This window comes from Solihabitans fulvus, from assembly GCF_008386585.1.
Taxonomy (GTDB): Bacteria; Actinomycetota; Actinomycetes; order Mycobacteriales; family Pseudonocardiaceae; genus Solihabitans; species Solihabitans fulvus.
The window spans coordinates 69,966-91,187 of the sequence record NZ_VUOB01000005.1; the positions used below are offsets into that span (position 1 = coordinate 69,966).

25 protein-coding genes are annotated in these 21,222 nt (G+C 74.1%); 15 read left to right on the forward strand and 10 right to left on the reverse strand.

What is annotated here, in order from left to right:
- Window positions 1–34: 34 nt before the first annotated feature.
- From F0L68_RS03840 to F0L68_RS03850, 3 genes are all read left to right on the forward strand, one after another.
- On the forward strand, window positions 35–745 hold the full coding sequence (locus F0L68_RS03840; RefSeq protein WP_149847997.1) for an SDR family oxidoreductase: 711 nt from the start codon (window positions 35–37) through the stop codon (window positions 743–745).
- Window positions 742–1,494, forward strand: a complete 753-nt coding sequence (locus tag F0L68_RS03845; RefSeq protein WP_149847998.1) for a dienelactone hydrolase family protein — start codon at window positions 742–744, stop codon at window positions 1,492–1,494. Before F0L68_RS03840 ends, F0L68_RS03845 begins: the two co-directional genes overlap by 4 nt.
- 145 nt (window positions 1,495–1,639) lie before the next feature.
- Window positions 1,640–2,893 (forward strand): SPFH domain-containing protein, encoded by a 1,254-nt coding sequence (locus tag F0L68_RS03850; RefSeq protein WP_149847999.1) that lies wholly within the window; start codon window positions 1,640–1,642, stop codon window positions 2,891–2,893.
- 75 nt (window positions 2,894–2,968) lie between these two features.
- Here the strand turns inward: F0L68_RS03850 and F0L68_RS03855 are convergent, their stop codons facing one another.
- Entirely contained in the window at window positions 2,969–3,301 is a 333-nt protein-coding gene (locus F0L68_RS03855; protein WP_149848000.1) for a DUF6204 family protein, read from the reverse strand.
- Entirely contained in the window at window positions 3,298–3,969 is a 672-nt protein-coding gene (locus tag F0L68_RS03860; RefSeq protein WP_149848001.1) for a TetR/AcrR family transcriptional regulator, read from the reverse strand. The genes F0L68_RS03855 and F0L68_RS03860 overlap by 4 nt, the downstream gene beginning before the upstream one ends.
- A gap of 100 nt (window positions 3,970–4,069) precedes the next feature.
- Between F0L68_RS03860 and F0L68_RS03865 the strand changes: the two genes are divergently transcribed.
- Entirely contained in the window at window positions 4,070–5,332 is a 1,263-nt protein-coding gene (locus tag F0L68_RS03865; protein WP_149848002.1) for a tetratricopeptide repeat protein, read from the forward strand.
- 16 nt (window positions 5,333–5,348) lie between these two features.
- Here F0L68_RS03865 and F0L68_RS03870 read toward each other — a convergent pair whose 3' ends face one another.
- On the reverse strand, window positions 5,349–5,735 hold the full coding sequence (locus tag F0L68_RS03870) for a VOC family protein (protein ID WP_149848003.1): 387 nt from the start codon (window positions 5,733–5,735) through the stop codon (window positions 5,349–5,351).
- A gap of 142 nt (window positions 5,736–5,877) precedes the next feature.
- Between F0L68_RS03870 and F0L68_RS03875 the strand changes: the two genes are divergently transcribed.
- Together F0L68_RS03875 and F0L68_RS03880 are read left to right on the forward strand one after the other, a co-directional pair.
- A complete protein-coding gene (locus tag F0L68_RS03875) occupies window positions 5,878–6,213 on the forward strand; it encodes an ArsR/SmtB family transcription factor (RefSeq protein ID WP_149848004.1) in 336 nt (111 codons plus the stop codon).
- The gene (locus tag F0L68_RS03880; protein ID WP_149848005.1) at window positions 6,210–7,373 is read left to right on the forward strand and encodes a winged helix DNA-binding domain-containing protein; all 1,164 of its coding nucleotides are present in this window, start codon (window positions 6,210–6,212) and stop codon (window positions 7,371–7,373) included. Before F0L68_RS03875 ends, F0L68_RS03880 begins: the two co-directional genes overlap by 4 nt.
- Window positions 7,374–7,416: 43 nt before the next feature.
- Here F0L68_RS03880 and F0L68_RS03885 read toward each other — a convergent pair whose 3' ends face one another.
- The 3 genes from F0L68_RS03885 to F0L68_RS03895 all read right to left on the reverse strand — a co-directional run bounded on the left by F0L68_RS03885 (window position 7,417) and on the right by F0L68_RS03895 (window position 9,953).
- The gene (locus F0L68_RS03885; protein WP_149848006.1) at window positions 7,417–8,832 is read right to left on the reverse strand and encodes an amidase; all 1,416 of its coding nucleotides are present in this window, start codon (window positions 8,830–8,832) and stop codon (window positions 7,417–7,419) included.
- A gap of 42 nt (window positions 8,833–8,874) precedes the next feature.
- Window positions 8,875–9,270 carry a DUF1707 SHOCT-like domain-containing protein gene (locus F0L68_RS03890; protein ID WP_149848007.1) on the reverse strand — a complete coding sequence of 132 codons (396 nt, stop codon included), beginning with the start codon at window positions 9,268–9,270 and terminating at the stop codon, window positions 8,875–8,877.
- A gap of 125 nt (window positions 9,271–9,395) precedes the next feature.
- Window positions 9,396–9,953, reverse strand: coding sequence for a CGNR zinc finger domain-containing protein (locus F0L68_RS03895; protein WP_149848008.1), 558 nt, complete (start codon window positions 9,951–9,953; stop codon window positions 9,396–9,398).
- A gap of 25 nt (window positions 9,954–9,978) precedes the next feature.
- On the opposite strand from F0L68_RS03895, the gene F0L68_RS03900 reads away from it, so the two are divergent.
- The 5 genes from F0L68_RS03900 (at window position 9,979) to F0L68_RS03920 (ending at window position 13,594) form a co-directional block, all read left to right on the forward strand.
- Complete coding sequence (locus tag F0L68_RS03900) at window positions 9,979–10,170, forward strand: hypothetical protein (RefSeq protein ID WP_223198469.1); 192 nt, start codon at window positions 9,979–9,981, stop codon at window positions 10,168–10,170.
- A gap of 106 nt (window positions 10,171–10,276) precedes the next feature.
- Complete coding sequence (locus tag F0L68_RS03905) at window positions 10,277–10,972, forward strand: TetR/AcrR family transcriptional regulator (protein WP_149848009.1); 696 nt, start codon at window positions 10,277–10,279, stop codon at window positions 10,970–10,972.
- Window positions 10,973–11,070: 98 nt separating this feature from the next.
- Window positions 11,071–11,595: an RNA polymerase sigma factor gene (locus F0L68_RS03910; protein WP_149848010.1), complete on the forward strand. Its 525-nt coding sequence runs from the start codon at window positions 11,071–11,073 to the stop codon at window positions 11,593–11,595.
- Window positions 11,592–12,497, forward strand: coding sequence for a VOC family protein (locus tag F0L68_RS03915; protein ID WP_149848011.1), 906 nt, complete (start codon window positions 11,592–11,594; stop codon window positions 12,495–12,497). The genes F0L68_RS03910 and F0L68_RS03915 overlap by 4 nt, the downstream gene beginning before the upstream one ends.
- A gap of 182 nt (window positions 12,498–12,679) precedes the next feature.
- Window positions 12,680–13,594, forward strand: a complete 915-nt coding sequence (locus tag F0L68_RS03920; RefSeq protein ID WP_149848012.1) for an NADP-dependent oxidoreductase — start codon at window positions 12,680–12,682, stop codon at window positions 13,592–13,594.
- 8 nt (window positions 13,595–13,602) lie between these two features.
- On the opposite strand, the gene F0L68_RS03925 is transcribed toward F0L68_RS03920, so the two are convergent.
- Window positions 13,603–14,517, reverse strand: a complete 915-nt coding sequence (locus tag F0L68_RS03925; RefSeq protein WP_149848013.1) for a ferredoxin family protein — start codon at window positions 14,515–14,517, stop codon at window positions 13,603–13,605.
- 157 nt (window positions 14,518–14,674) lie between these two features.
- On the opposite strand from F0L68_RS03925, the gene F0L68_RS03930 reads away from it, so the two are divergent.
- Window positions 14,675–15,697: an alpha/beta fold hydrolase gene (locus F0L68_RS03930; RefSeq protein ID WP_149848014.1), complete on the forward strand. Its 1,023-nt coding sequence runs from the start codon at window positions 14,675–14,677 to the stop codon at window positions 15,695–15,697.
- Window positions 15,698–15,749: 52 nt separating this feature from the next.
- Window positions 15,750–16,589, forward strand: a complete 840-nt coding sequence (locus tag F0L68_RS03935) for a PhzF family phenazine biosynthesis protein (RefSeq protein WP_149848015.1) — start codon at window positions 15,750–15,752, stop codon at window positions 16,587–16,589.
- A 52-nt stretch (window positions 16,590–16,641) separates the two neighbouring features.
- Here the strand turns inward: F0L68_RS03935 and F0L68_RS03940 are convergent, their stop codons facing one another.
- A complete protein-coding gene (locus F0L68_RS03940; protein ID WP_188316372.1) occupies window positions 16,642–17,211 on the reverse strand; it encodes a DNA ligase-like domain-containing protein in 570 nt (189 codons plus the stop codon).
- Window positions 17,212–17,388: 177 nt separating this feature from the next.
- Between F0L68_RS03940 and F0L68_RS03945 the strand changes: the two genes are divergently transcribed.
- Both F0L68_RS03945 and F0L68_RS03950 read left to right on the forward strand, forming a co-directional pair.
- The gene (locus F0L68_RS03945; protein ID WP_223198470.1) at window positions 17,389–18,360 is read left to right on the forward strand and encodes a GlxA family transcriptional regulator; all 972 of its coding nucleotides are present in this window, start codon (window positions 17,389–17,391) and stop codon (window positions 18,358–18,360) included.
- A 31-nt stretch (window positions 18,361–18,391) separates the two neighbouring features.
- Window positions 18,392–19,753 (forward strand): DJ-1/PfpI family protein, encoded by a 1,362-nt coding sequence (locus F0L68_RS03950; RefSeq protein WP_149848016.1) that lies wholly within the window; start codon window positions 18,392–18,394, stop codon window positions 19,751–19,753.
- Here the strand turns inward: F0L68_RS03950 and F0L68_RS03955 are convergent.
- Window positions 19,750–20,508 carry an SDR family NAD(P)-dependent oxidoreductase gene (locus F0L68_RS03955; protein ID WP_149848017.1) on the reverse strand — a complete coding sequence of 253 codons (759 nt, stop codon included), beginning with the start codon at window positions 20,506–20,508 and terminating at the stop codon, window positions 19,750–19,752. The genes F0L68_RS03950 and F0L68_RS03955 overlap by 4 nt on opposite strands.
- A 105-nt stretch (window positions 20,509–20,613) precedes the next feature.
- Window positions 20,614–21,195, reverse strand: coding sequence for a TetR/AcrR family transcriptional regulator (locus F0L68_RS03960; protein ID WP_149848018.1), 582 nt, complete (start codon window positions 21,193–21,195; stop codon window positions 20,614–20,616).
- Window positions 21,196–21,222 lie beyond the last annotated feature (27 nt).

Genomic DNA, 21,222 nt, shown 5'->3' on the forward strand with positions numbered 1-21,222 from the left:
GGTCGCGTCCATTCGGGTGATCTACGGTCACTCCATGAGCACCACACCACCACCCGTCACGCTGATCACCGGCGGGGCCACCGGCATCGGCGCCGCCGCCGCGCGCCGGCTGCTGGCCGAGGGGCACCGCGTCGCCGTCACCGGCCGCAGCGGCGACCGCCTCGCCGCGCTCGCCGCCGACCTGGACGCGGGTGACGCCCTGCTGACGCTCGTGGGCGACGCCGCCGACTACGACACCGTGCTCGCCGCGGTCGAGCGCACGGTCGACACCTTCGGTCGGCTCGACCACGTCGTGGCCAACGCGGGTTTCTCCTCGCACGACGACCTCGCCGACGGCGACCCCGAGCAGTGGCGCGAGATGCTGCTGACCAACGTCCTCGGCCCCGCCGTGCTGGTGAAGGCGGCGCTGCCCGCGCTGCGCGAGACCGGCGGCCGGATCGTGTTGGTCGGCAGCACGGCCGGCGTGAAGAACACCCCGGGCAACATGTACTCGGTGACGAAGTGGGCGGTCAGCGCCCTCGCCGAGAACACCCGCGTGCTGGTCACCGGCGACGGCGTCGGCGTCACCCTGGTCGCGCCCGGCCGCGTGGACACCCCGTTCTGGGACAGCCGCGAGGGCGGCACACCAGGCGGCCCGATGATGACCGCCGACCACATCGCCGACGCCATCGCGTTCGCGATCCGCCAGCCCGCCGGCATCGACGTCAACACCGTCGTGGTCCGGCCGGTCGGGCAGGTCGTGTGACCGCCCTGGACACCCGCTCGCTGCGCCTCGGCGACGGAGCGGGGGCCGACGCCTACCTCGCCGCGCCGACCGGGACGGCGCCGGCCGGCGCGGTCATCGTCGTGCCCGACCTGTACGGGTTCACCGACCACGCCAGGGGACTGTGCGACCGGCTGGCCGGCGAGGGCCACCTCGCGCTGACCCTGGACCTGTACTGGCGGCAGGGCCGGCCGGGCGGGCTGCCCTTCGACGCGGCCGGCCGCGACCGCGGCCTCGGGCTGCTGCGCGGGATGCGCCGCGACGAGGTGCTGGCCGACCTCGCCGACGCCCGCGCCTCGGCCGACGCGCTCGCCGGCCACACCGGCATCGCGATCATCGGCCTGAGCCTGGGCGGCACCATCACGATGGTGGCCGCGACCCGGTGGCACTTCGACCTCGCGGTGACCTTCTACGGCGGGTGGACCCTGCGCGGCGGCATCCCGGTCACCGATCCGACCCCGCCGATGGAGGAGGCCGCCGCCATCGCCGCGAACGGCACCCCGGTGCTCGGCTTCGTCGGCGACCTCGACCCGCACGTGCCGCCGCAGGACTGGCGGGAGATCGGCGCGCGGTTCGCGGCGGCCGGCGTCGACCACGACCTGGTCAGCTACCCGGGCGTGGACCACGCGTTCTTCTGCGCCGACCAGCCCGCCGCCTTCGACGCGGCCGCCAGCGCCGACGCCTGGGAGCGACTGCGGACGGCGCTCGCGCGCAGCCTGCGCGCCCAGTAGCCGGGCCCGCGACGGTGGCGGGTGAGCACCACCCGGTTGGGACGCGCGTTACCGAGGGTCCACCCGCTACCGTGGGTCAACAACTGAATGGGCCGCCCGCGCTGACCCGGTTGGCCTACATCCGCTCAAGTCGCGGGAGCTGAGATTGACCGCATTCATCGTGCTTGCTGTCATCGTCCTGCTGGTCCTGATTATCGCGGTGAAGTCCGTTCTGGTGATTCCGCAGGCCACGGCCGCAGTGGTCGAGCGGCTCGGCAGGTTCAAGGGAGTCGCGGCCCCCGGGCTGAACTTCCTGGTGCCCTTCTTCGACCGCGTGCGCGCCAGGATCGACCTGCGCGAACAGGTGGTGTCCTTCCCGCCGCAGCCGGTGATCACCCAGGACAACCTGACGGTGTCCATCGACACCGTCGTCTACTTCCAGGTCACCGATCCCCGCGCGGCCGTCTACGAGATCTCCAACTACATCGTCGGCGTCGAGCAGCTGACCACCACGACGCTGCGCAACCTGGTCGGCGGGATGAGCCTCGAGGAGACGCTGACCTCCCGCGACCAGATCAACAACCAGCTGCGCGGCGTGCTGGACGAGGCGACCGGCCGGTGGGGCATCCGGGTGGCGCGCGTGGAGCTCAAGGCCATCGACCCGCCGCCGTCCATCCAGGACTCGATGGAGAAGCAGATGCGCGCGGACCGCGAGAAGCGCGCCATGATCCTCACCGCCGAGGGCCAGCGGGAGTCCTCGATCAAGACGGCCGAGGGCCAGAAGCAGAGCCAGATCCTCGCCGCCGAGGGCCAGAAGCAGGCCACCATCATGGCCGCCGAGGCGGAGCGGCAGTCCAGGATCCTGCGCGCCCAGGGTGAGCGCGCCGCCCGCTACCTCCAGGCGCAGGGCCAGGCCAAGGCGATCGAGAAGGTGTTCGCCGCGATCAAGGCCGGCAAGCCGACGCCGGAGGTGCTGGCCTACCAGTACCTCCAGACGCTGCCGCAGATGGCGCAGGGCGACGCGAACAAGGTGTGGCTGGTGCCGAGCGACTACGGCAAGGCGCTGGAGGGCTTCGCCAGGATGCTCGGCGCGCCCGGCGAGGACGGCGTGTTCCGGTACGAGCCGCCGGTCGAGCCGCCGCCCGTGTCGCGTCCAGAGGAGGACGACGAGTCGATCGCCGACTGGTTCGACACCTCCACGGATCCCAAGGTCGCCGAGGCCGTGCGCGCGGCGGAGGAGGTGGCGCGCAAGGAGGTGCCCGGCCCGTTGCCGACGGCCAGGCCGCACGTGCCGCCGCTGCCCGCGCCCCAGGATGTCGCAGTGCCCGAGGTCGCCGCCGCGCCGCCGCACCCGGCCGTCGGCCCCGGTGTGTTGACGGAGCAGCAGCAGTCGGGGTCCACGGAGCTGTCCGACGGCTGATCGCGTCGCGGTGGGGTAGCACCGCACCATGCCAGTGGGCCCCGATCCATCCCGGATCGGGGCCCACTGGTGTGTTCAGCGGTGCTTGCGGTTCACCTTGATGTCGGCGACGTCGAGGGCGTCCACGCGCAAGTCTCGGTAGCCGTGCCCGGCGGCGGCGAGCACCTCGGCGGCGCGGAGTTCGGCCTGCACCTCGGCCGCGTCGGCGGCGTCCTCGCCGGTCGCGGAGATCAGGAACCGGAAGGTGAAGGCGACTAGGTCGGGGCGGTAGCAGAACGTGCCTTCCTGCGAGAAGCCCGCGTTGAGCACGTCGTGCTCGGCGGCCTCGGCCAGCAGCGTGGCCCTGCTCTGCTCGGTGAGCTGGTCGAACCGTCCTCGGACCTTGACCCGGAAGTCGCGCTGCGTCATGGCGTCGTGTCCTTCGTGGCTGGTTGGGGTGGCCGCGTCCAGGAACGCAGCAGGATCTCGACGGCGTCGACGACGACCTCGTCGCCGACGTCCTCCGGGGTGAGCAGGCGCTGGATGAGCAGGCCGTCCTCAAGGGCGTGCAGGATCAGCGCGAGGAACGCGAGGTCCGCTGGCGGTTCGGCGTCGTTCGCGCGGAACTCGCGTTCGAGGCCGGCGGCCATGGCCGCGCGGGCGAAGCGTTCCCGTTCGGCCAGCACGGGCCGGATCTCCTTGTGCCGCAGCGCGTACAGCAGCAGTTCGGTGCGCAGCGCGAGCCACTGGGTGAGGTGCTTGGCTCGGTCGCGGTGCCACTGGCGCAGCGGCGCCAGCGCGTCCTGGAAGGAGCCCGCGGCCTCGCCGAGCGCCCGCACCTCCTCGAACTCGTGCTCGGTTCGCTGCCGGAGCAGGGCGAGGACCAGCTCGTGCTTGTCGTCGAAGTTGCCGTAGAACGCGCCACGGCTGTAGCCGGCCCGCTCGGCGATCTGCTCGACCGACGCACCGCTGACGCCCTGCTCGGCGAACAGCTCGGCGGCGGCGGTGAGCAGCCGTTCCCTGGTCTGTTCCCGGCTTTCCGCGCGGCTCAGGCGGCGTGGCGGCACGATGCCCCTCCCGGTGATACGTGGCTGCATCTACATACAAGATTGTATCTCAAGGTCGGGCGGCGTCGGCCGCTGCTCCGTTCGAGCGCCCCCGCCCCCATCGGACCTCAGGCTGCGGTTGGATGTCGAGGTGCCCGGTGACGAACAGCAACGCGGTAAGGACGTCGCGTTACCGCACGACGCCGTCGCCAAGGCACTGTCCACTGTGGACGCCGAGTGGCCGGTTCGGTTGGCGGAGCTGACCTCTGCTGCTGCCGCGCTCGAACAGCTGGCCCGCACCGAGCCGACCGGCGACGTCGCAGCGCTCGCCGAGCAGGTGATCGAGGCGATCTCGGCGGCCGCGCGGACCGCCACCCAGCGGGCGCACGAGCTGACCGACCTCGCCCAGCGCACCCTGCGGGCGCACGCCGAGGTCTGCCGCCGCGCCTCGGGCGACCCGCACCGCCTCGCCGACTGGCTGCTGAACCTGCAACTGGCCTACCCCGAAGGCCCCGAGGTGCAGCTGGCCGACTACGCCGACGCGCTCGGCGAGGACGGTCTGGACCGCTACCGGAACCTGGCACGGGAGTGGTTCGCCGAGCTGCCCACGGTCGAGTTCGGCGAGACCGGCCGCTACGACCGGCACCGCTGGGCGCTGCTGCGCATCATGGAGGAGGTCGCCGAGTACAGCAGGGACGTGGACCTCCAGATCCTGGTGCTGTCCAAGGATCTGTCCTCGGGTTGGCACTATCTCCAGGTGGCCACCGTGCTCCAGGAGGCCGGCCGCTCCGGGGAAGCGCTGGACTGGGTGCAGCGCGGCCTGGCCGCCACCGGCGGGCGCGGGGCTGCGCCGAGGCTGATCGACCTCGCGGTGGACGAGTGCCTGCGGATGGGCTGGTTCGACCGGGCCATCGAGCTGCGCACGAGGGCGTTCCGCGACCAGCCGAGGCTGGACACCTACCTGCGGCTGCGCGCGCTGGCCGAGCACGCCGACGACTGGCCCGACCGCCGCGCCGAGGTGCTGCGGTGGCTCGGCGACTGCCCGCCGGAGCGGCAGATGGTCAGGAACTCGGTGCTGGTGCGGATCCTGCTGTGGGAGGGCGAGCAGGAGGCCGCGTGGCGAGCCGCGACCGAGCGGGGCTGCACCGACGAGGTGTGGTCGGCGCTGGCGCAGGCCAGGGCCGAGGAGCATCCCGGCGACGCGATCACCGTGTACCGGGGGATCCTCGACCAGCAGCTGTCCGTGCACACCGAGCTGGACCACGAGGACGTCGCCGCCATGCTGGAGCAGCTGCGCGCGCTGTTCCACCGCACCGGCAAGCCCGACGACTTCGCCCGCTACCTCGACGGCGTGAAGTCCCGGCACGCGGCGGACCGCAGGCTGCTCGACGAGCTCACCAGGCGAGGACTGTAAAAGGGCGCGCGCCCCGCTACGCGTCGTGCGATCCGATCAGGGATGCCACCAGGTCGTCGGACCACTGCACGTACTCGATCTCCGCGCCGTCGGCGTGCCTGGCGTAGAGGTAGCTGCCGGTCTCGCCGGTGGCGACCTCGCCGACCACGGTCGCGCCGTGCGCGGCCAGCTGCCGCTGGAGCTCGTCGATGTCGGAGACGACGACGGTGGCCGAGGCGTGCCGGTACTGCCGCTGGGCCTCCAGGGTCCCGGCGATGACGAGGAAGTCGCCGACGGCCGCGAGCTCGACGTCGCCGAGGGGGAACCGCAGATGTGGTTGCGCGCCAACGAGTTCAGTCAGCAACGGGAGCGCGTCGTCCATGCTGTCGACCCACAGCCGCGCGTAGGTCCTGAGGATGGCCATGCGGCGACCGTAGTGATCATTTCGTCATGCGTCAAAGTGTCGAAATTGATGACGGCAGCGACGGAACCCCAACGCAGGACAGCTCGGCGTCCGACAGACCGCGGCTCCGGACGCGGGCCGAAATGTGCCTAGACTTGAGCGTATGCGTGCCCTGCACCATCCCGACGCGAACTCCGTCGACCTGGCGACCGTCCTCAATGCCCTGGCTGATCCGGTTCGGCTCGAAGTCGTGCGGCAGCTCGCCGAGTCCGACGGCGTGGTGTGCGGTGGACTGTCCGTCCCGGTCAGCATGTCCACGCTGTCGCACCACCTCAAGGTGCTGCGCGAGGCCGGGCTGCTGAGGGTGATCCCGCAGGGCAGCTTTCGCCGCCACGAACTGCGCATGACCGAGCTGGAGCAACGCTTCCCCGGCGTGATCTCCTCCATCATCCGGTCCTGCCCGGCGCCGTCGGTCCGACCGGAACAGCAGCCCCGATGACCGCCCTGCCGGCGATCGACCCCGAGCAGCGACGGGCCCGCCTCGGTTCGCGGCACCTGCTGGCCGCCTCGGCCAGGGTCGACACGGCCGAGGCCGTCGCCGACGCGCTGGTCGCCCTGCACGCCACCGACCCCGCCACGGTGTTCCTGTCCGCCGGCGCCCGCCTGACCGGCCCGGGGCCGCTGCCGGTGGAGCGGGCCCTGTACGAGCGGGCCACGCTGACCCGCATGCACGGCATGCGCAACACCGTGTTCGTGGTGCCGACCGAGCTGGTGCCCGTCGTGCACTGCTCGACCACCCACGCCGTGGCGGCGCGCGAACGCAAGGGCCTGCTGGGTTTCCTCCGCGACGGCGGCTTCGACCAGGCCTGGCTCGCCGAGGTGGAGGCGGCCGCGCTCGCCGCGCTCGCCGACCGAGGCTCGGCCACCGCAGGCGAACTGGCCGCCGACGTGCCAGGCCTGGCCGAGCAGATCGTCGTCGCGGCGGGGAAACCCTACGAGGCCAAGGCGAGCGTGGTCACCAAGCTGCTGCGGGTCCTCGGCGTGGAGGGGCGGATCGTGCGGGGCCGCCCGCGCGGCTCGTGGATCAGCGGCCAGCACGAGTGGACGCTGGCCGGCGCGATGCCGGAGATCCCGGTGGCCGAAGCCCAGGCCGACCTGGTGGCGCGCTGGCTGGCCGCCTACGGTCCCGGCACCGAGGCGGACCTGAAGTGGTGGACCGGCTGGACCCTCACGGCCGTCCGCAAGGCGCTGGCCACGGTCGGCGCGGTCACCGTCGACCTCGCCGAGGGCACGGGCCACGCGCTGGCCGAGGACGTCGAGCCCGTCGCCGCCCCCGAGCCGTGGGCGGCGCTGCTGCCCGCCCTCGACCCGACGCCGATGGGCTGGCAGCACCGCGACTGGTACCTGCCCCAGGAACACCGCGCCGCGCTGTTCGACCGCTCGGGCAACATCGGCCCGACGGTGTGGTGGAACGGCCAGGTCGTCGGCGGCTGGGCGCAGCGACCCGACGGCGAGATCGCCCTGCGGCTGCTGACCGGCCTCGGCCGGGACGCGCGGGCCGCCGTCCAGGCCGAGGCCGCGCGACTGGCGGCGTGGCTGGACGGCGTCCGCGTCACGCCGCGCTTCCGCACCCCGCTGGAACGGGAACTCGCCGCCTGACCGGACCGTGGCGAGGCCTCTTCAGTCCTCTGCTGTCGTCCGCTCAGTCGAAGCCCGGCGGCCTGCGGTCGGCCCACGGGCGGACGCGTTCCAGCTGCGCGGCCAGAGACAGCACCGTGCACTCGTCGTGCTGCCGGCCGACCAGCTGCACGGCCAGGGGGAGGCCCGAGGCGGTGTGGCCGGCGGGCACGGACGCCGCCGGGTTGCCCGCGACGTTCCACAGGTGCAGGAACGCGGTGTAGCGGGACGCGGCCAGCAGCGTCGGCACGGTCGCCCTGCCCTCCCACTGGGCGCTGCGCATCGGCGGCTGAGTCAGCACCGGCGTGAGCAGCAGGTCGAACCGCCCGAAGATCCGGTTGGCGTGCTGGGCGAAACCGGCGCCCGCCCGCAGCACCGCGCCCGCCAACGACCTCGGCAGCAGCCGGCCCATCGCCACGGTCTGCCTGGTGCGGCGGGACAGTCGGTCTGGCCGGTCCAGCTCGGCGGCGCTCACCGCGGCGGCGTGCAGGTAGCGGGCGCTGAAGTTGAGCTGGCCGGCCGCCTCCCGCATGCCGGGGTCGGCGCGGACGACCTCGTGGCCGAGGTCGGTGAGCAGGCTCGCGGTGTCCAGCACCGCGTCGCGGACCTCGGGGTGCACCGGGACGCCGACGCCCCACGGCCGCAGCGACACCACCACGCGCAGCCTGCCGGGTTCGGTGGCGGCCGCCTCGGCGAAGCTGGTGCGGGGCGCCTGCGCGGTCACCGGGTCGCCGGGCAGGCCGCCCCACAGCTGGTCGGCGACCAGCGCCCAGTCCTGCACATGCCGGGTGATGGGGCCCGCCGCGACCAGCCCGTCCCACACCTCGCCCTTGGGGTGCAGGGAGATCCGGCCGCGCTGCGGCTTGAGCCCGAACACGCCGGTCGAGGCGGACGGGATGCGGATGGACCCGGCGCCGTCGGTGCCGATGGCCGCGCCGACCAGCCCGGCCGACACGGCCGCCGCCGACCCGCCGCTCGACCCGCCCGCCGAGTGCTCCGAGGACCACGGGTTGCGGGTGGTGCCGGCGAACGGACTCTGGGTGAAGGGCCACAGGCCGAGCTCGGGCATCCTGGTGCGGCCCACGATGACCGCGCCCGCGGCGCGCAGCCTGCGGACGACCTCGCCGTCGACGGGTTCCACGCGGGTGACGCCCTCAGTGCCGGTGGTCGTCGGCAGGCCGCCGATGGCCAGGTCCTCCTTCACCGCGACCGGCACGCCGAGCAGCGGCGCGTCCTCGCCGCGTGCCCTGCGCTCGTCGGCCTCGTGGGCGGCCTGGCGGGCCTGGTCGGCGAACACCAGCCGGAAGGAGTTCAGGTCCTGGTCGTAGCGCTCGATGCGGCGCAGGCACTCCGCGACCAGTTCCCGCGACGACAACTCACCGGAGCGCAGCAACGCGGCCTGGGCGGCGGCCCCGGCGAAGCACACGTCGGTCAGGTTCATGACGCGACATTAGGGGAGCGCGCGCCGGGGTGGGGGCGATATTCACCGTGTGGCGCCGGCATTCGGGCGATGGTGGTGGCGGTGGCCGAACACGCGCAGGGCCAGGAAGGTCAGCGGGATGATCGGCCAGAAGAAGTGGTGCACCGGCGAGACCAGCGACAGCGTGACGAACACGGCGGCGAGCACGGCCAGCGGCACCAGCAGCCTCGGCGGCGCGAACGGGCGAGGGTCACGCGGCGGCGGGACCGGGGCCGGCAGGTCGGCGGTGAGGGGAGTCAGGTCGCCCCGGTAGCGGGCGGCGTAGGCGGCGGTGATGCGCTCGTCGGCCTCGTCGAGGGTCAGGAAGCCCTCGCCGACGGCGGCGCGCAGCCGCGTGACGATCCGTTCGCGGTCGCTGTCGGAGGCGCGGATCTGGGTGTCGCCCTGGTCGGCGGACATGGCGGGCTCCTCGTGGTGTGCCTCGGTGCGGTGGCTGCCGAGTAGACGTCGATGTGGTCCATGCTGCCCCGGCTCCGGGCCCGCGTCGTCGGTCCGAGGGCGGGTCCTGCGCTGCGTATCCAGGACTACGCGGTCGGCCCGGCTACGTCGCCAGGCGTAGTCCCTATGGTGTGCCGGCTGCGGTGGTCGGCGACGTGCACGCGGTTGGCGCAGCGGGTGGAGCAGAACCGGCGGCGGCCGTTGCGGGAGGTGTCGACGTAGACGATGGCGCAGTCGTGCCGGTCGCAGCGGCCGAGCCGGCCGCCGTCCTGACAGACGGCGTGGGCGAGGCCGGCGGCGGTGTAGGCGCGCAGTCGCCTGTCCACGGGGTCGTGCTCGTTGGCGAAGTGCAGGTGCGGTGGCCGGCCGTCGTGCCGGGAGATGTAGGGCTGCGCCGCCGCGTCGGCCAGCAGCGCGTTGACGAGGTCGGTCTGCCGGTCGATGTCGGGTTCGCCGAACACCTCGTCGAGCCGCCGGGCCCAGCCGGTGAGCGTGGCGGCCTGCTCGGCGGAGACCGCGCCCAGCGGCTTGTAGTCGAACTCGCGCAACAGGTCGAGCAGGCGCGACGGGGACAGGTCCCGGCCCGCGTTCACCAGCTCGGCGGCGAGTTCGGCGGCCAGACCGCCGTAAGGGTTGAAATGCACTGAACCATGACAGCACGCTGGGCGGGTGATTGCCAACGCCGCCACCCGAACCCAGCCCCACTGCCCCTCCTGCGGATGGCCGGCGGCCGCGCCGAACGCCACCCACCGCAGCTCCCAGGGGTCCGTCGGCTACCAGCGGTGCGTGTGCGGGCGCTGGCTCGTGCTCGTCGACGGCCGCGTCGTCGGCGGGGCCGGCCGCTCGGAGTTCTGCGCCTGACGCGGCCCGGGGCGAGCGGGTGCGAGCCCCCGGCACCGGCCGTCGATCATCCACAGTGGACCCCAGATCACCACAGGCGTGGTGGTACCGCTAGGGTCCTGGACCCATGACGATCTCTCGGGAAGATCGACAGCGCGGGGCGAGGCGCCCGCGCGGATCCCGCCGCGACCTGCTCGCCGACGCGGCCATCACCGTGCTGGCCAGAGACGGCGGGCGTGGCCTGACCCACCGCGCCGTCGACCGCGAGGCCGAGGTTCCCGAGGGCACCACCAAGAACTACTTTCCCACCAGGGAGAGCCTGCTCAACGCCGCGGCGCGCCGGATGGCCGAGCAGCACCGCACCGCCGTGCACCAGCTGCGCGACAGCACCCCGCCCTCGGTGACCGCCACCGAGATCAGCGAGCTCTACCCCGCACTGCTGCGCCGCGCGGTGGACGGCGACCCCACCCAGATCCTGGCCATGTTCGAGCTCTACCTGGAGGCGGTGCGCAGGCCCGGCGTCCGGGAGGCGCTGGGGGAGATGGCGGTGGCCAACGCCAACGCTGGTGTCGACCTGCACCACGCCGCCGGGCTGCCGACCTCCGCCAAGGACGCCGGGCTGCTCGACGCCTACTTCCTCGGCGTCGCCGTCTCGCTGCTCGCGCTGCCCGTCGAGGCGCTGCGCGCGGTCGGCCTCGACGACACCTACGCGCTGGGCCTTGGCCTGTTCGCCGCCACCGTGCCGCGCGCCGCGCCGGCCGAGCAGCTGCCGCTGTTCGACGAGCCGCTCAACGAGCCCGGCGACGAGCGCAGGACCGGCTGACCGAGGGTTCGCCCAGAAAAGGTCGCCAGAAAAAGGTCGCCCAAAAAAAGTCCGGCGGAGCCCGTCGGAATCCGCCCGCCCCGAACGACGATGGGGATGTGAACCAACCGCGGCGGGTGGCACCCGATCCGGGGTTCGCGCTGCTGGAGCTCTACGACGCGGCGCTGCCCCAGGTGTACGGGTACCTGCTGGCCCGCTGCGGCCGGCGAGAACTGGCCGAGGACCTGACCGCCGAGACGTTCCTGGCCGCCGTGGACGCCACCCGCCGGGTGCCGACCCCTGCGGTCAGCGTGGCCTGGCTGGTCGGGGTGGCCAGGCACAAGCTGGTGGACCACTGGCGGCGGCAGGAACGCGAGCAGCGCGGCCTGCGCCTGGCCAGCCAGGACTGCCCCGAGCACGACGACCCCTGGGGCGCCGCCCTGGACGCCCTGCGGGTCGAGGCGGTCCTCGCCGCGCTCGGCCCGCACCACCGCGCCGCGCTGACCCTGCGCTACCTCGACGGGCTGCCGGTGCCGCAGGTCGCCAAACACCTGCGCCGCACCGTGCACGCCACCGAGGCGCTGCTGACCAGGGCCCGCGCCGCGTTCCGACACGCATACGACACGGAGGAGGGACCGCGATGACCGACCCGTTCGACGCCCTCCGCCTGCCCGTGACACCCGTGACCCCAGACCCCCGTTTCGCCGAGCGGCTGCGCGCCCGACTGGAGCGCGCGCTGCTGGAACCAAGGAGCACACCCATGACCACCACCACCGACCAGGCCGCCCTCGACGTGCCGCTCGCGACCCTGACCCCCTACCTGGCCGTCGACGACGCGCGCGGCGCCCTGGACTTCTACGTCGAGGCGTTCGGGGCGCGGCGGCGCGGCGAGCCGATCGTGATGGAGGACGGCCGGATCGGGCACGCCGAGCTGGCCGTCGGCGGGTCGGTGCTGATGCTGGCCGACGAGTTCCCCGAGCTCGGTCTGCTCGGCCCGAGGGCGCGGGGCGGGGTGAGCCAGTCGCTGCGGCTCCAGGTCGCCGACGTGGACGAGGCGGTGCGCCGCGCGATGCAGCGGGGCGCGGCGCTGGTCCGGGCCGTCGCGGACTACCCGCACGGCCGGCAGGGCGCGGTGGACGATCCGTTCGGCCACCGGTGGATCCTCGCGTCCGCGCCCACCGCCGCGCGGCCGGCGGAGCCCGAGCCGGTGCCCGGCCACGGTGACGTCGCCTACATCACCCATGTCGTGCCCGACACGGCCGCCGCGCGGCGGTTCTACGGCGAGGTGCTCGGCTGGCGATACGCGGCGGGCAGCGCCGAGGACGGCTGGCACATCGAGGGGACCGCGCCGATGGCCGGCCTCGGCGGCGGCGCGACCAGGCCCGAGGTGCAGCTGTGCTACCAGGTCGACGACCTGGCCGAGGCGCTGCGTCGGGTCCGCGAGCAGGGCGGCGAGGCCGGCGAGCCCGCGCCGCGCCCCTACGGTTTGATGGCGGACTGCGTGGACAACCAGGGGGCCAGGTTCTACCTGCTCCAGTCCAGCTGACCAGCGGCGGAGCGAGCTTCGTAGTCCAACTCGCTCGGATCAGCCACCCAAGATCAGTCCCGCCGAGACCGTCACGCACACTCTCGCTGCGGTCGAGGCCGGCCACGAGGAGGTCCACGCGGACCGACTCACCCGAGGCGCCACGACCGCGCTCTCGCAACCGGCTAGAAGGGACACCCGAAGTGAAGGCTGTCAGGATCCATAGCAAGGGTGGCCACGAAGGTCTCGTCCACGAGGACGCGCCGACCCCGACCCCCGCGACCGGCGACGTGCTCGTCGAGGTGCGCGCGGCCAGCTTCGTGCCCGACGAGCTGGACTGGGGCAGCACCTGGACCGACCGGGCCGGGCGGGACCGCACCCCGTCGGTGCCGGCCCACGAGGTGGCTGGTGTCGTGTCCGAGGTTCCGGTCGGCACCAGCGGTTTCGCCGTCAACGACCGGGTCTTCGGCCTGACCGACTGGCACCGCGACGGCGCGGCAGCCGAGTTCGTCGCGGTGGAGGCACGCAGCCTCGCGCGCATGCCGGAGTCCCTGGACTTCACGCAGGCCGCCGCGCTGCCGCTGATCGGCCTCACCGCCTGGCAGGGCCTGTTCGACCACGGCGGCCTCACGGCCGGGCAGACCGTGGTCGTGCACGGCGCGGGCGGCGGCACCGGTTCGATCGTGGTCCAGCTCGCCGCGCACGCCGGGGCCCGGGTCATCGCCACCGGCCGGGGCAAGGCCGCCGACCTGGCCAGGCAGCTGGGCGCCGACACGTTCGTCGACCTGGAGAAGGAGCGGATCGAGGACGCGGTGGGGCAGGTGGACCTGGTGTTCGACACCATCGGCGGCGACCTGCTGGCCAGGTCGGCCGGGATCGTCCGGCCCGGCGGGGTGCTCGTCTCCATCTACGAGCCGCCGCCGGTCGTGCCCGAGGGCGGCCGGGCCGCGTTCTTCGTCGTGGAGCCCAACCGCGAGCAGCTGGTGCAGCTCGCCGAGCTGGCCGACACCGCGGGGCTGCGCCCGCACGTGGGGGCCGTCTACCCGCTGGCCGACACCGCGGAGGCGTTCGCCGCTAAGCAGCGCGGCATTCCCGGCAAGGTCGTGCTCCAGGCCTGACCCGGCGGCTACCGGCCGAGCACCGGGGCGAGGCCGACCGCGACGGGCGCGGTGGGGACGGCGGGCTCCTTGCCGCAGCTGGCCGGCCGGGCGGGCGGCAACGCCCGCTCGGCGACCCGCACCAGCCACGCCCGGCCGTCGCGGTGCTCGACCCGCACGGACCAGCTGTCGTCGGACTCGCGGTCCTCGGCGCGCACGACCAGCACGTCGGCGTCCTCGCCGAGGTGCTCGCGCACCGCGAGTTCGGCGGCCTGGCCCGGCCGCGACCAGCAGGACCGGCCACGGCAGCGGTCCGCGACGACGCGGCCCGCCGCCGTGGCGCTCAGCAGCTCCTCGCCGGCGGCGAGGTCGAGCCGCCCGTAGAGGTAGCCGGTGGGCAGCAGCAGCCCGGTCGGCGCGAACCGGTGGCCGCCGGTGTGGGTGCACTCCCACACCGCGTCCGGGTGGCGCTGCGCCATGGCCAGCGCGATCGGGCGTCCCAGCGCCGCGCAGCACAGATCGCGACGTCCGTTGGTGCACACCAGCAGCAGCGGGTCCGCGCGCGGCGCGCCGAAGCCCGGAGCCGTGCCCGAGCCGACGGCGGCGAGGTCCAGATCGAGCAGCTGCTTGGGGTCGGTGATGTCGGCCTGTTCCAGCCACCGCGACTCGGGATCCACGCCGGCCAGGTAGACGCGGCGGCGGGTGGGGCGGCCGGTGTCGGCGTGCCGGCCGGGCCTGCGGATCAGCAGCATCCGCACCCCGGTGCCCCGCACCCGCCTGGCCAGCTCGGCGGCGAGCCCGGGGTCGAGGTGGCTATCGGTCAGCGCGTCGGGCCCCCATGGCCCTGGTTGTTCCAGGCACAGCCATGCCGTGGCGAGGGCGGCGGTGCCGGCCAGCGGCTCGGCCAGCTCGGCGGACACCGCGGCGCACCGGATCTCGGGCATGGGCTCCCCCTGACACTCGCCCTGGCCACCCAACCTACCCGGCGCGGATCTCGGATCCGGCCGCCGCGTGCGCGGGGCGAGGCTTCCGTTCCAGGGCCGGACGGGCTAACGTCCAGTCAGTCGATAGGGAAATCAAACTGACTTCGGATCGGGCGGCATGCCACCAACACCAGAGATCACCGAGCACGTCCTGACCACCCCGACCCACACCACGCGCTACCTCGCCGCCGGACCCCAGGACGGCCCGCCGCTGGTGTTCGTGCACGGCTGGCCCGCGCAGGCCTCGACCTGGCGGCACCAGCTCACCCACTTCGCCGCGCTCGGCCACCGCGCCATCGCCCCGGACCTGCGCGGCTACGGCGGCTCCACCGTGCACACCGTGCCGGAGGCCTACGCCCAGGAACACGTCGTCGGCGACATGCTCGCCCTGCTCGACCACCTCGGACACCGCGCCGCCGTGTGGGTCGGCCACGACTGGGGCAGCGCCACGGTGTGGAACATCGCCAGCCACCACCCCGACCGCTGCGTCGCGGTCGCCAACCTCTGCGTGCCCTACCGCACCCTCGAACACGGCCTCCCGACGCTGGTGTCGCTGGTCGACCGCCACCGCTATCCCGCCGCCGAGTACCCGACGGGCCAGTTCGACTACTTCACCCAGCACGTCGATCACCCCGACACGGTCGCCGCGGTGTTCGACGCCGAGCCGGCCAACACCGTCAGGGCCCTCTACCGGCGCGGCAACCCCGCCGGCCGCGACGCGGTGTTCCGCACCGCCACCGTCACCCGCGACGGCGGCTGGTTCGGCGGCGCGCCCAGCGCGCCCGACGTCCCGCTCGACCCCGCCGTGCTGACCGAGGACGACCTCGCCGAGCTGACGGAGTCGTTGGCCCGCAACGGTTTCACCGGTCCGGACAGCTACTACCGCAACGACGCGGCGAACGCGGCCTACGCGGCGCTTGCCGGCAACGGGGGATACCTGGACCTGCCGGTCCTGTTCGTGGAGGCCACCTACGACTACGTCTGCGACACGGCGACCTCCGACCTCGCCCTGCCCATGCGGCAGTACTGCCGCGATCTGACCGAGCGCTCGGTGGACGCGGGCCACTGGGTGGCCCAGGAACGCCCCGAGGAGGTCAACGCCGCGCTCGCCCAGTGGTTGACCGAGCGGGTTCCCGGGTGATCTTCGTCCCCGGACGCGGCGACCGTTGGACCGGTTGGGTTAGTTTCGGCCGGTGGAGATCCTGCGCTACACCGCGTTCAGCGCCGACCCCGCCGGGGGCAACCCGGCCGGGGTCGTGCTCGACGCGACCGGAGCCGACGACGGCGCGATGCTGGCGGTGGCCGCCGACCTCGGCTACTCAGAGACGGCGTTCCTGGTGCCGCGCGAGCCCGGCTGCGTCGACGTCCGCTACTTCAGCCCGCTGGCCGAGGTGCCCTTCTGCGGGCACGCGACGATCGCGGCGGCCGTGGCGCACTCCCGGCGGCACGGCCCGGGCCACCTGGCGTTCGACACCGCGGCCGGGCGCGTCGAGGTGTCGACCTCGGTCGGCGCGGACGGCACGCACACGGCAGCGCTGGTCAGCGTCCCGCCCCGCACGGCGCCCCTGACCGACGGCGACCTCGACGCGCTGCTCGCGGCGCTGCGCTGGCGGCGCGCGGACCTCGACCCCGCCCTGCCGCCCCGCGTCGGCTACGCGGGCGCCTGGCACCCGATCCTGGCGGCCGGCACGCGGGCCCGCCTCGCCGACCTGGACTACGACTTCGCCGCGCTGGCCGGGCTGATGGCGGCGCGCGACTGGACCACGGTGAACCTGCTGTTGCGCGAGTCGGCGACGGTGTTCCACTCCCGCAACCCGTTCCCGCCGGGCGGCGTCGTCGAGGACCCCGCCACCGGGGCCGCCGCCGCCGCGCTCGGCGGCTACCTGCGCGAACTCGGCCTGGTCGGGCCGCCCGTGACGCTGACCGTGCGGCAGGGCGAGGACCTCGGCAGGCCGGGCGTGCTGACGGTGACCGTGCCAGCCGAGGCCGGCGGCGGCATCACCGTGGCCGGCACCGCCGTGCCGATCGACTGACCGTCGCCGACCGGCACGGCGGCCGATGCCGCGCAGGCCCGCGCGCCGGTGGTCAGGCCGCAGGCGGGCGGGGGAAGTCCTTGCGCTTGATCTTGGCCCGGCGCCCGTCCGGGTGGTGGAAGACGATCCCCTCGGCGAGATGTCCCGGCGAGAACGAGCTGTCCAGCGTGGCCAGGAAGTCCTGTAGCTCCCGGTAGCTGCGGGGCACGTCGGGGACGGTCGGCGCCTGGAGGTTGAACGGCAGGCACCGGTGCTCGTCCAGGGCCAGGGGGTTGCCCTGGATGCGGGGGCCCAGCGCCTCGCACGCGTGCTCGCCGTCCGGCCAGCCGGCCACGTCGGTGTTCCCTGCCGCCGCGAGGATCCACTTGTCCTCGGCGGAGCCCTGGTCGGTCTCGACGTACCAGCCGTCGACGATGCCCTGCTGTTTCTGCGCCTTGGTGGGATTGCGCCGCTTCTCGACCCGAACCACCTGACCCGACCGCACGGTCAGGCGGACGTTGGTGCCGTCGAGCTTCTCCGTCCCCACCCCGGCGCCGTCGAAGACCCACGCGCACTCGGCGCGCGGCCGGTCGACCACGTGGAAGCGCTCGTCGCGCTCGAAGAGCGTGGGGATCTTCTCCATGACCAGTAGGCCTTTCGCGATGTGTCCGATGAGTTGCTCGTGGGTGACGCCGCCGCCGGCCACAGAAATTACCGGGACCTCGTGCCGCGTCGCGGCTGCGCCCGAGTGCCGGATCCGTCCGGTGCCGGGCGTGTGCCGCCCTGCCGGCCACGCCAGGCGACGCCTAGGTTTTCCCTCGTGGGCAACCAGGTGCGGGCAACGGGACGGGTCGTCGTGCTGGTGCTGCCCGAGGTGAACCTGCTCGACCTCAGCGGCCCGGTGCAGGTGTTCGACGCGGCCGCGCACCTCGGTGCGGACTACCGGCTGGAGTACGTCGCCGACGCCGCGCAGGTCACCTCGGCGCAGGGCCTGCGGCTGGCCGGCCTGGGACCGCTGCCTGAGGTCGGACCCGGCGACCTCGTCCTGGTGCCCGGCCCGCGCCTTCGGGCGCCGACCGGGGACCGGCCGCTCGTCACCGAGGCGGCGGTCGCGTGGCTGCGCGCGGCGCACCGGTCCGGCGCGCGCGTCGCGGCGGTCTGCACCGGGGCGGCGGCGCTCGGCGAGGCCGGGCTGCTCGACGGCCGCCGCTGCACCACGCACTGGACGCTGATCGAGCACCTGCGCCGCCGCTACCCGACCGCGCGGGTGGCCGACGCGGTGCTCTACGTCCACGACGGGCCGGTCAGCACCAGCGCCGGCATCTCCGCCGGCATCGACCTCGCGCTGTCGCTGGTGGAGGCCGACCACGGCCCCGCGCTGACGGCGGCGGTGGCCAGGGAGCTGGTGGTCTACCTGCGGCGCGACGGCGCGCACAGCCAGCTCAGCCCGTTCCTGCAACACCGCGCGCACCTGCACCCCGCCGTGCACCGGGTGCAGGACCACCTCGCCCAGCACCTGGACACCCCGCACACCCTCACCGAACTCGCCGCGCTGGCTCACCTGTCGACCAGGGGCCTGACCAGGGCGTTCACCGCGGCCACCGGCATCACGCCGCTGGCCTACCAGCAGCGGCTGCGGCTGGAACGCGCCGCCGCGCTGCTCACCGAGACCGACCTGCCCGTCGAGGCCGTCGCCGCGCGCTGCGGCTTCCGCGACGAGCGGCACTTCCGCCGGCTGTTCAAGGCCACCCACGGCGCGCCGCCCTCGGCCGCGCGCCGCGGCACCCGCTGACCGTCGAGTCACCCCACCCTGGAGCATCCTCATGCCTGTCGCCGTGCGCCGTCTTCTGCATGCCCTGCTGGGCGTCGTCCTGGCCTTGGCCACCCTCGCCGGGATCGGCTCGGCCGGGGTCGCGGTGTCGATGGCCGAGAGCTATCCGACCGCGCCGCAGGCCGCGCCGGGCGACTGGCCCGCCCCGCCGCCGGTCCTGCCGGGGCGGCTGCGGGTGGCCGTGCTGATCGGCGGCGACGGCACCGTGGTGAGCGACGCGCTCGCGCCCTACGAGGTGTTCGCGCGCTCGTCCGCGTTCTCGGTCTACACCGTGGCGGCCCGCCGCGCGCCGGCGACGCTGTCGGGCGGGCTGCGGCTGCTGCCCGACCACACGCTCGACGACGCGCCCCCGCCGGATCTTGTGGTGGTGCCGGCGGTGGTCGACCCGACCGGCGCGGGTTCGGCGCCACTGCGCGCCTGGCTGACCAGGCAGGCCGCGCGGGGCGCGCGCGTTCTTGGCGTGTGCGCCGGCGCCGAGCTGGTGGCCGCGACGGGGTTGCTCGACGGCCGCCGCGCCACGTCGTTCTGGGCGAACCTGGACGGCCTCGCGCAGGACTACCCGAAGGTTGGCTGGCTGCGCGGCGAGCGCTATGTCGAGGACGGACCGGTCACCACCACAGCTGGGGTGACCTCCGGGGTGGTCGGCGCGCTGCGGCTGGTGGAGCGGCTGGCCGGGGCCGCCGACGCGCAGCGCATCGGCGGGGAGCTGGCCTATCCGGGCTGGTCGCTGGACGGCCCCACCGCGATCCCGACCCGCGCGGTCGCCGCGGCCGACCTGCCCTACGGCCTCAACGCGGCGTTCCCCTGGTTCCGACCGACGCTGGGCGTCGGGCTGACCGACGGTGTCGGCGAGCTGGACGTGGCCGCCGCGTTCGAGCTGTACGCCGGGGTGTCCTTCGCGGCGCGGGCAGTGCCGCTTGGCGCGGGGCGGACCGTGACGACCCGACACGGGATGGTGCTGCTGACCGAGCCTGTGGACGGCGCGCCGGACGTGGCGCGGCTGGTGGCGCCGGGGGCGCGCGGCCTCGGCGAGGTCGACCCCGCGTTGACCGGGTGGGCCGCGCGGCGGGGTGTCGCCGTCGAGCTGCCGCACGCCGACCGGCGCGCGGGCGAGTCCGCGTTCGACCCGGTGCTGCGGGACCTGGCCACCCACGCCGACGGCGCCACGGCGCGGGCCACCGCGAAGTACACCGAGTACCCGGCCGGGCGGTCGGAGCTGGCCGGCCCCGCATGGCCGTGGCGGCCAACGGCGCTGGCGGCGGTGGCGCTGCTGGTGTCGGCCGGGGTCGGGTTCGCGCCGACGCTGCTGCGTCGGCTGGCGCGTCGGCGTCGGCGCGAACCCTCTGGGAGCTAGGCGGCGGCGCCGCCGTCGATGACGAGGTCGTGGCCGACGGCGAAGCCGGACTCCGGGGAGGCCAGCCACAGCACGGTGGCGGCGACCTCGGCGAGTGCGCCGACCCGGCCGAGCGGGATGGAGCCGCCCAGCCGGTCGTCCCGCTCCTGGTCGGTCTCGCCGGGCCGCCGCGACATGTCGGTGTCCGACGCGCCGGGGCTGACCGAGTTGATCCGGATGCCCGCGCCGATGTACTCCAGCGCGGCGGTCTTGGTGAGCGCGGAGACGGCGGCCTTGGACGCCGCGTACGCGCCGAGGCCGGGCTTGCGGATGTGCGCGCCGATGTTGGACGCGGTGTTGACGATGACGCCGCCGCCGTGCGCGCGCATGTGCGCGATCTCGTGCTTCATCGAGAGGAACACGCCGGTCACGTTGATCGCCATGACGTGGTTGAACGCGGCCTCGTCGAGGTCGGCGACCTCGCCGACGGCGAGCACGCCCGCGTTGTTGAACGCGATGTGCAGGCCGCCGTGGCGGGCCACGACGGTGTCGACCATGGCGGCGGCGTCGGCGGCGCTGGCCACGTCGGCGGTGACGGCGCTTGCGGTCCCGCCCGCGGCCTCGACCAGGCGCACGGTCTCGGCGAGCGCGTCGTGGCCCCGGCCGGCGACCGCGACGGTCGCGCCCTCGGCGGCGAAGGCCAGGGCGGTGGCCCGGCCGATGCCCGAGCCGCCGCCGGTCACCAGGGCGACCTTGCCGGTGAATCGTGCGGTCATCGTGTTGCTCCTGTTCGTTGTTCTGCGACAGAGTTCTGGGATGGATTCCAGACCGTTCGTTCTAGTTTGAACGCCTGGTGAGCCGAGGAGCCGTGGGTGGCGGTGCTACCGCAGCAGGCGCAGCGCCTGGTCGACGGCGTCGCGCAGCCGGTCGGGGTCGGGGCGGGCCCGCCCGAGCACGCGCACGCCCTGCAACAGCACCAGCAGGAACCTGGCCAGCGCGCGCGGGTCGGCCTCGGCGGCGAGCTCGCCCTGGGCGCGGGCCCGCAGCAGCGCGCCGGTGAGCGCGACCTCGAGGTTGGCCCAGCTCGCGTCGACGAGCCTGGCCGCCTCGGCGTCGGTCGAGGCGAGCTCGACGGCCGCGTTGACCACCATGCAGCCCAGCCGCAGCTCGTCGGTGGCGGACTGGTCAGCGAACCGCTCCACCAGCGCGCGCACCGAGGGCAGCACGGGGCCAGGCCGGGACAGCTCGTCGAGGATCTGGGGGTCGGTGGTCGCCAGGTAGCGGCGCAGCGCGGCGAGGTAGAGGTCGCGCTTGCCGCCGAAGGTGCCGTAGATGCTGGCCCTGGCGATGCCGAGGTGTTCGACGAGGTCGGCCATGGAGGTGGCCTCGTAGCCGCGCCGCCAGAACAGCTCCAGCGCGGACTGGAGCACCGCGTCCGGGTCGAACTCCTTGGCTCTTGGCACCCCGTGAACCTACGTCAAATAAGAACG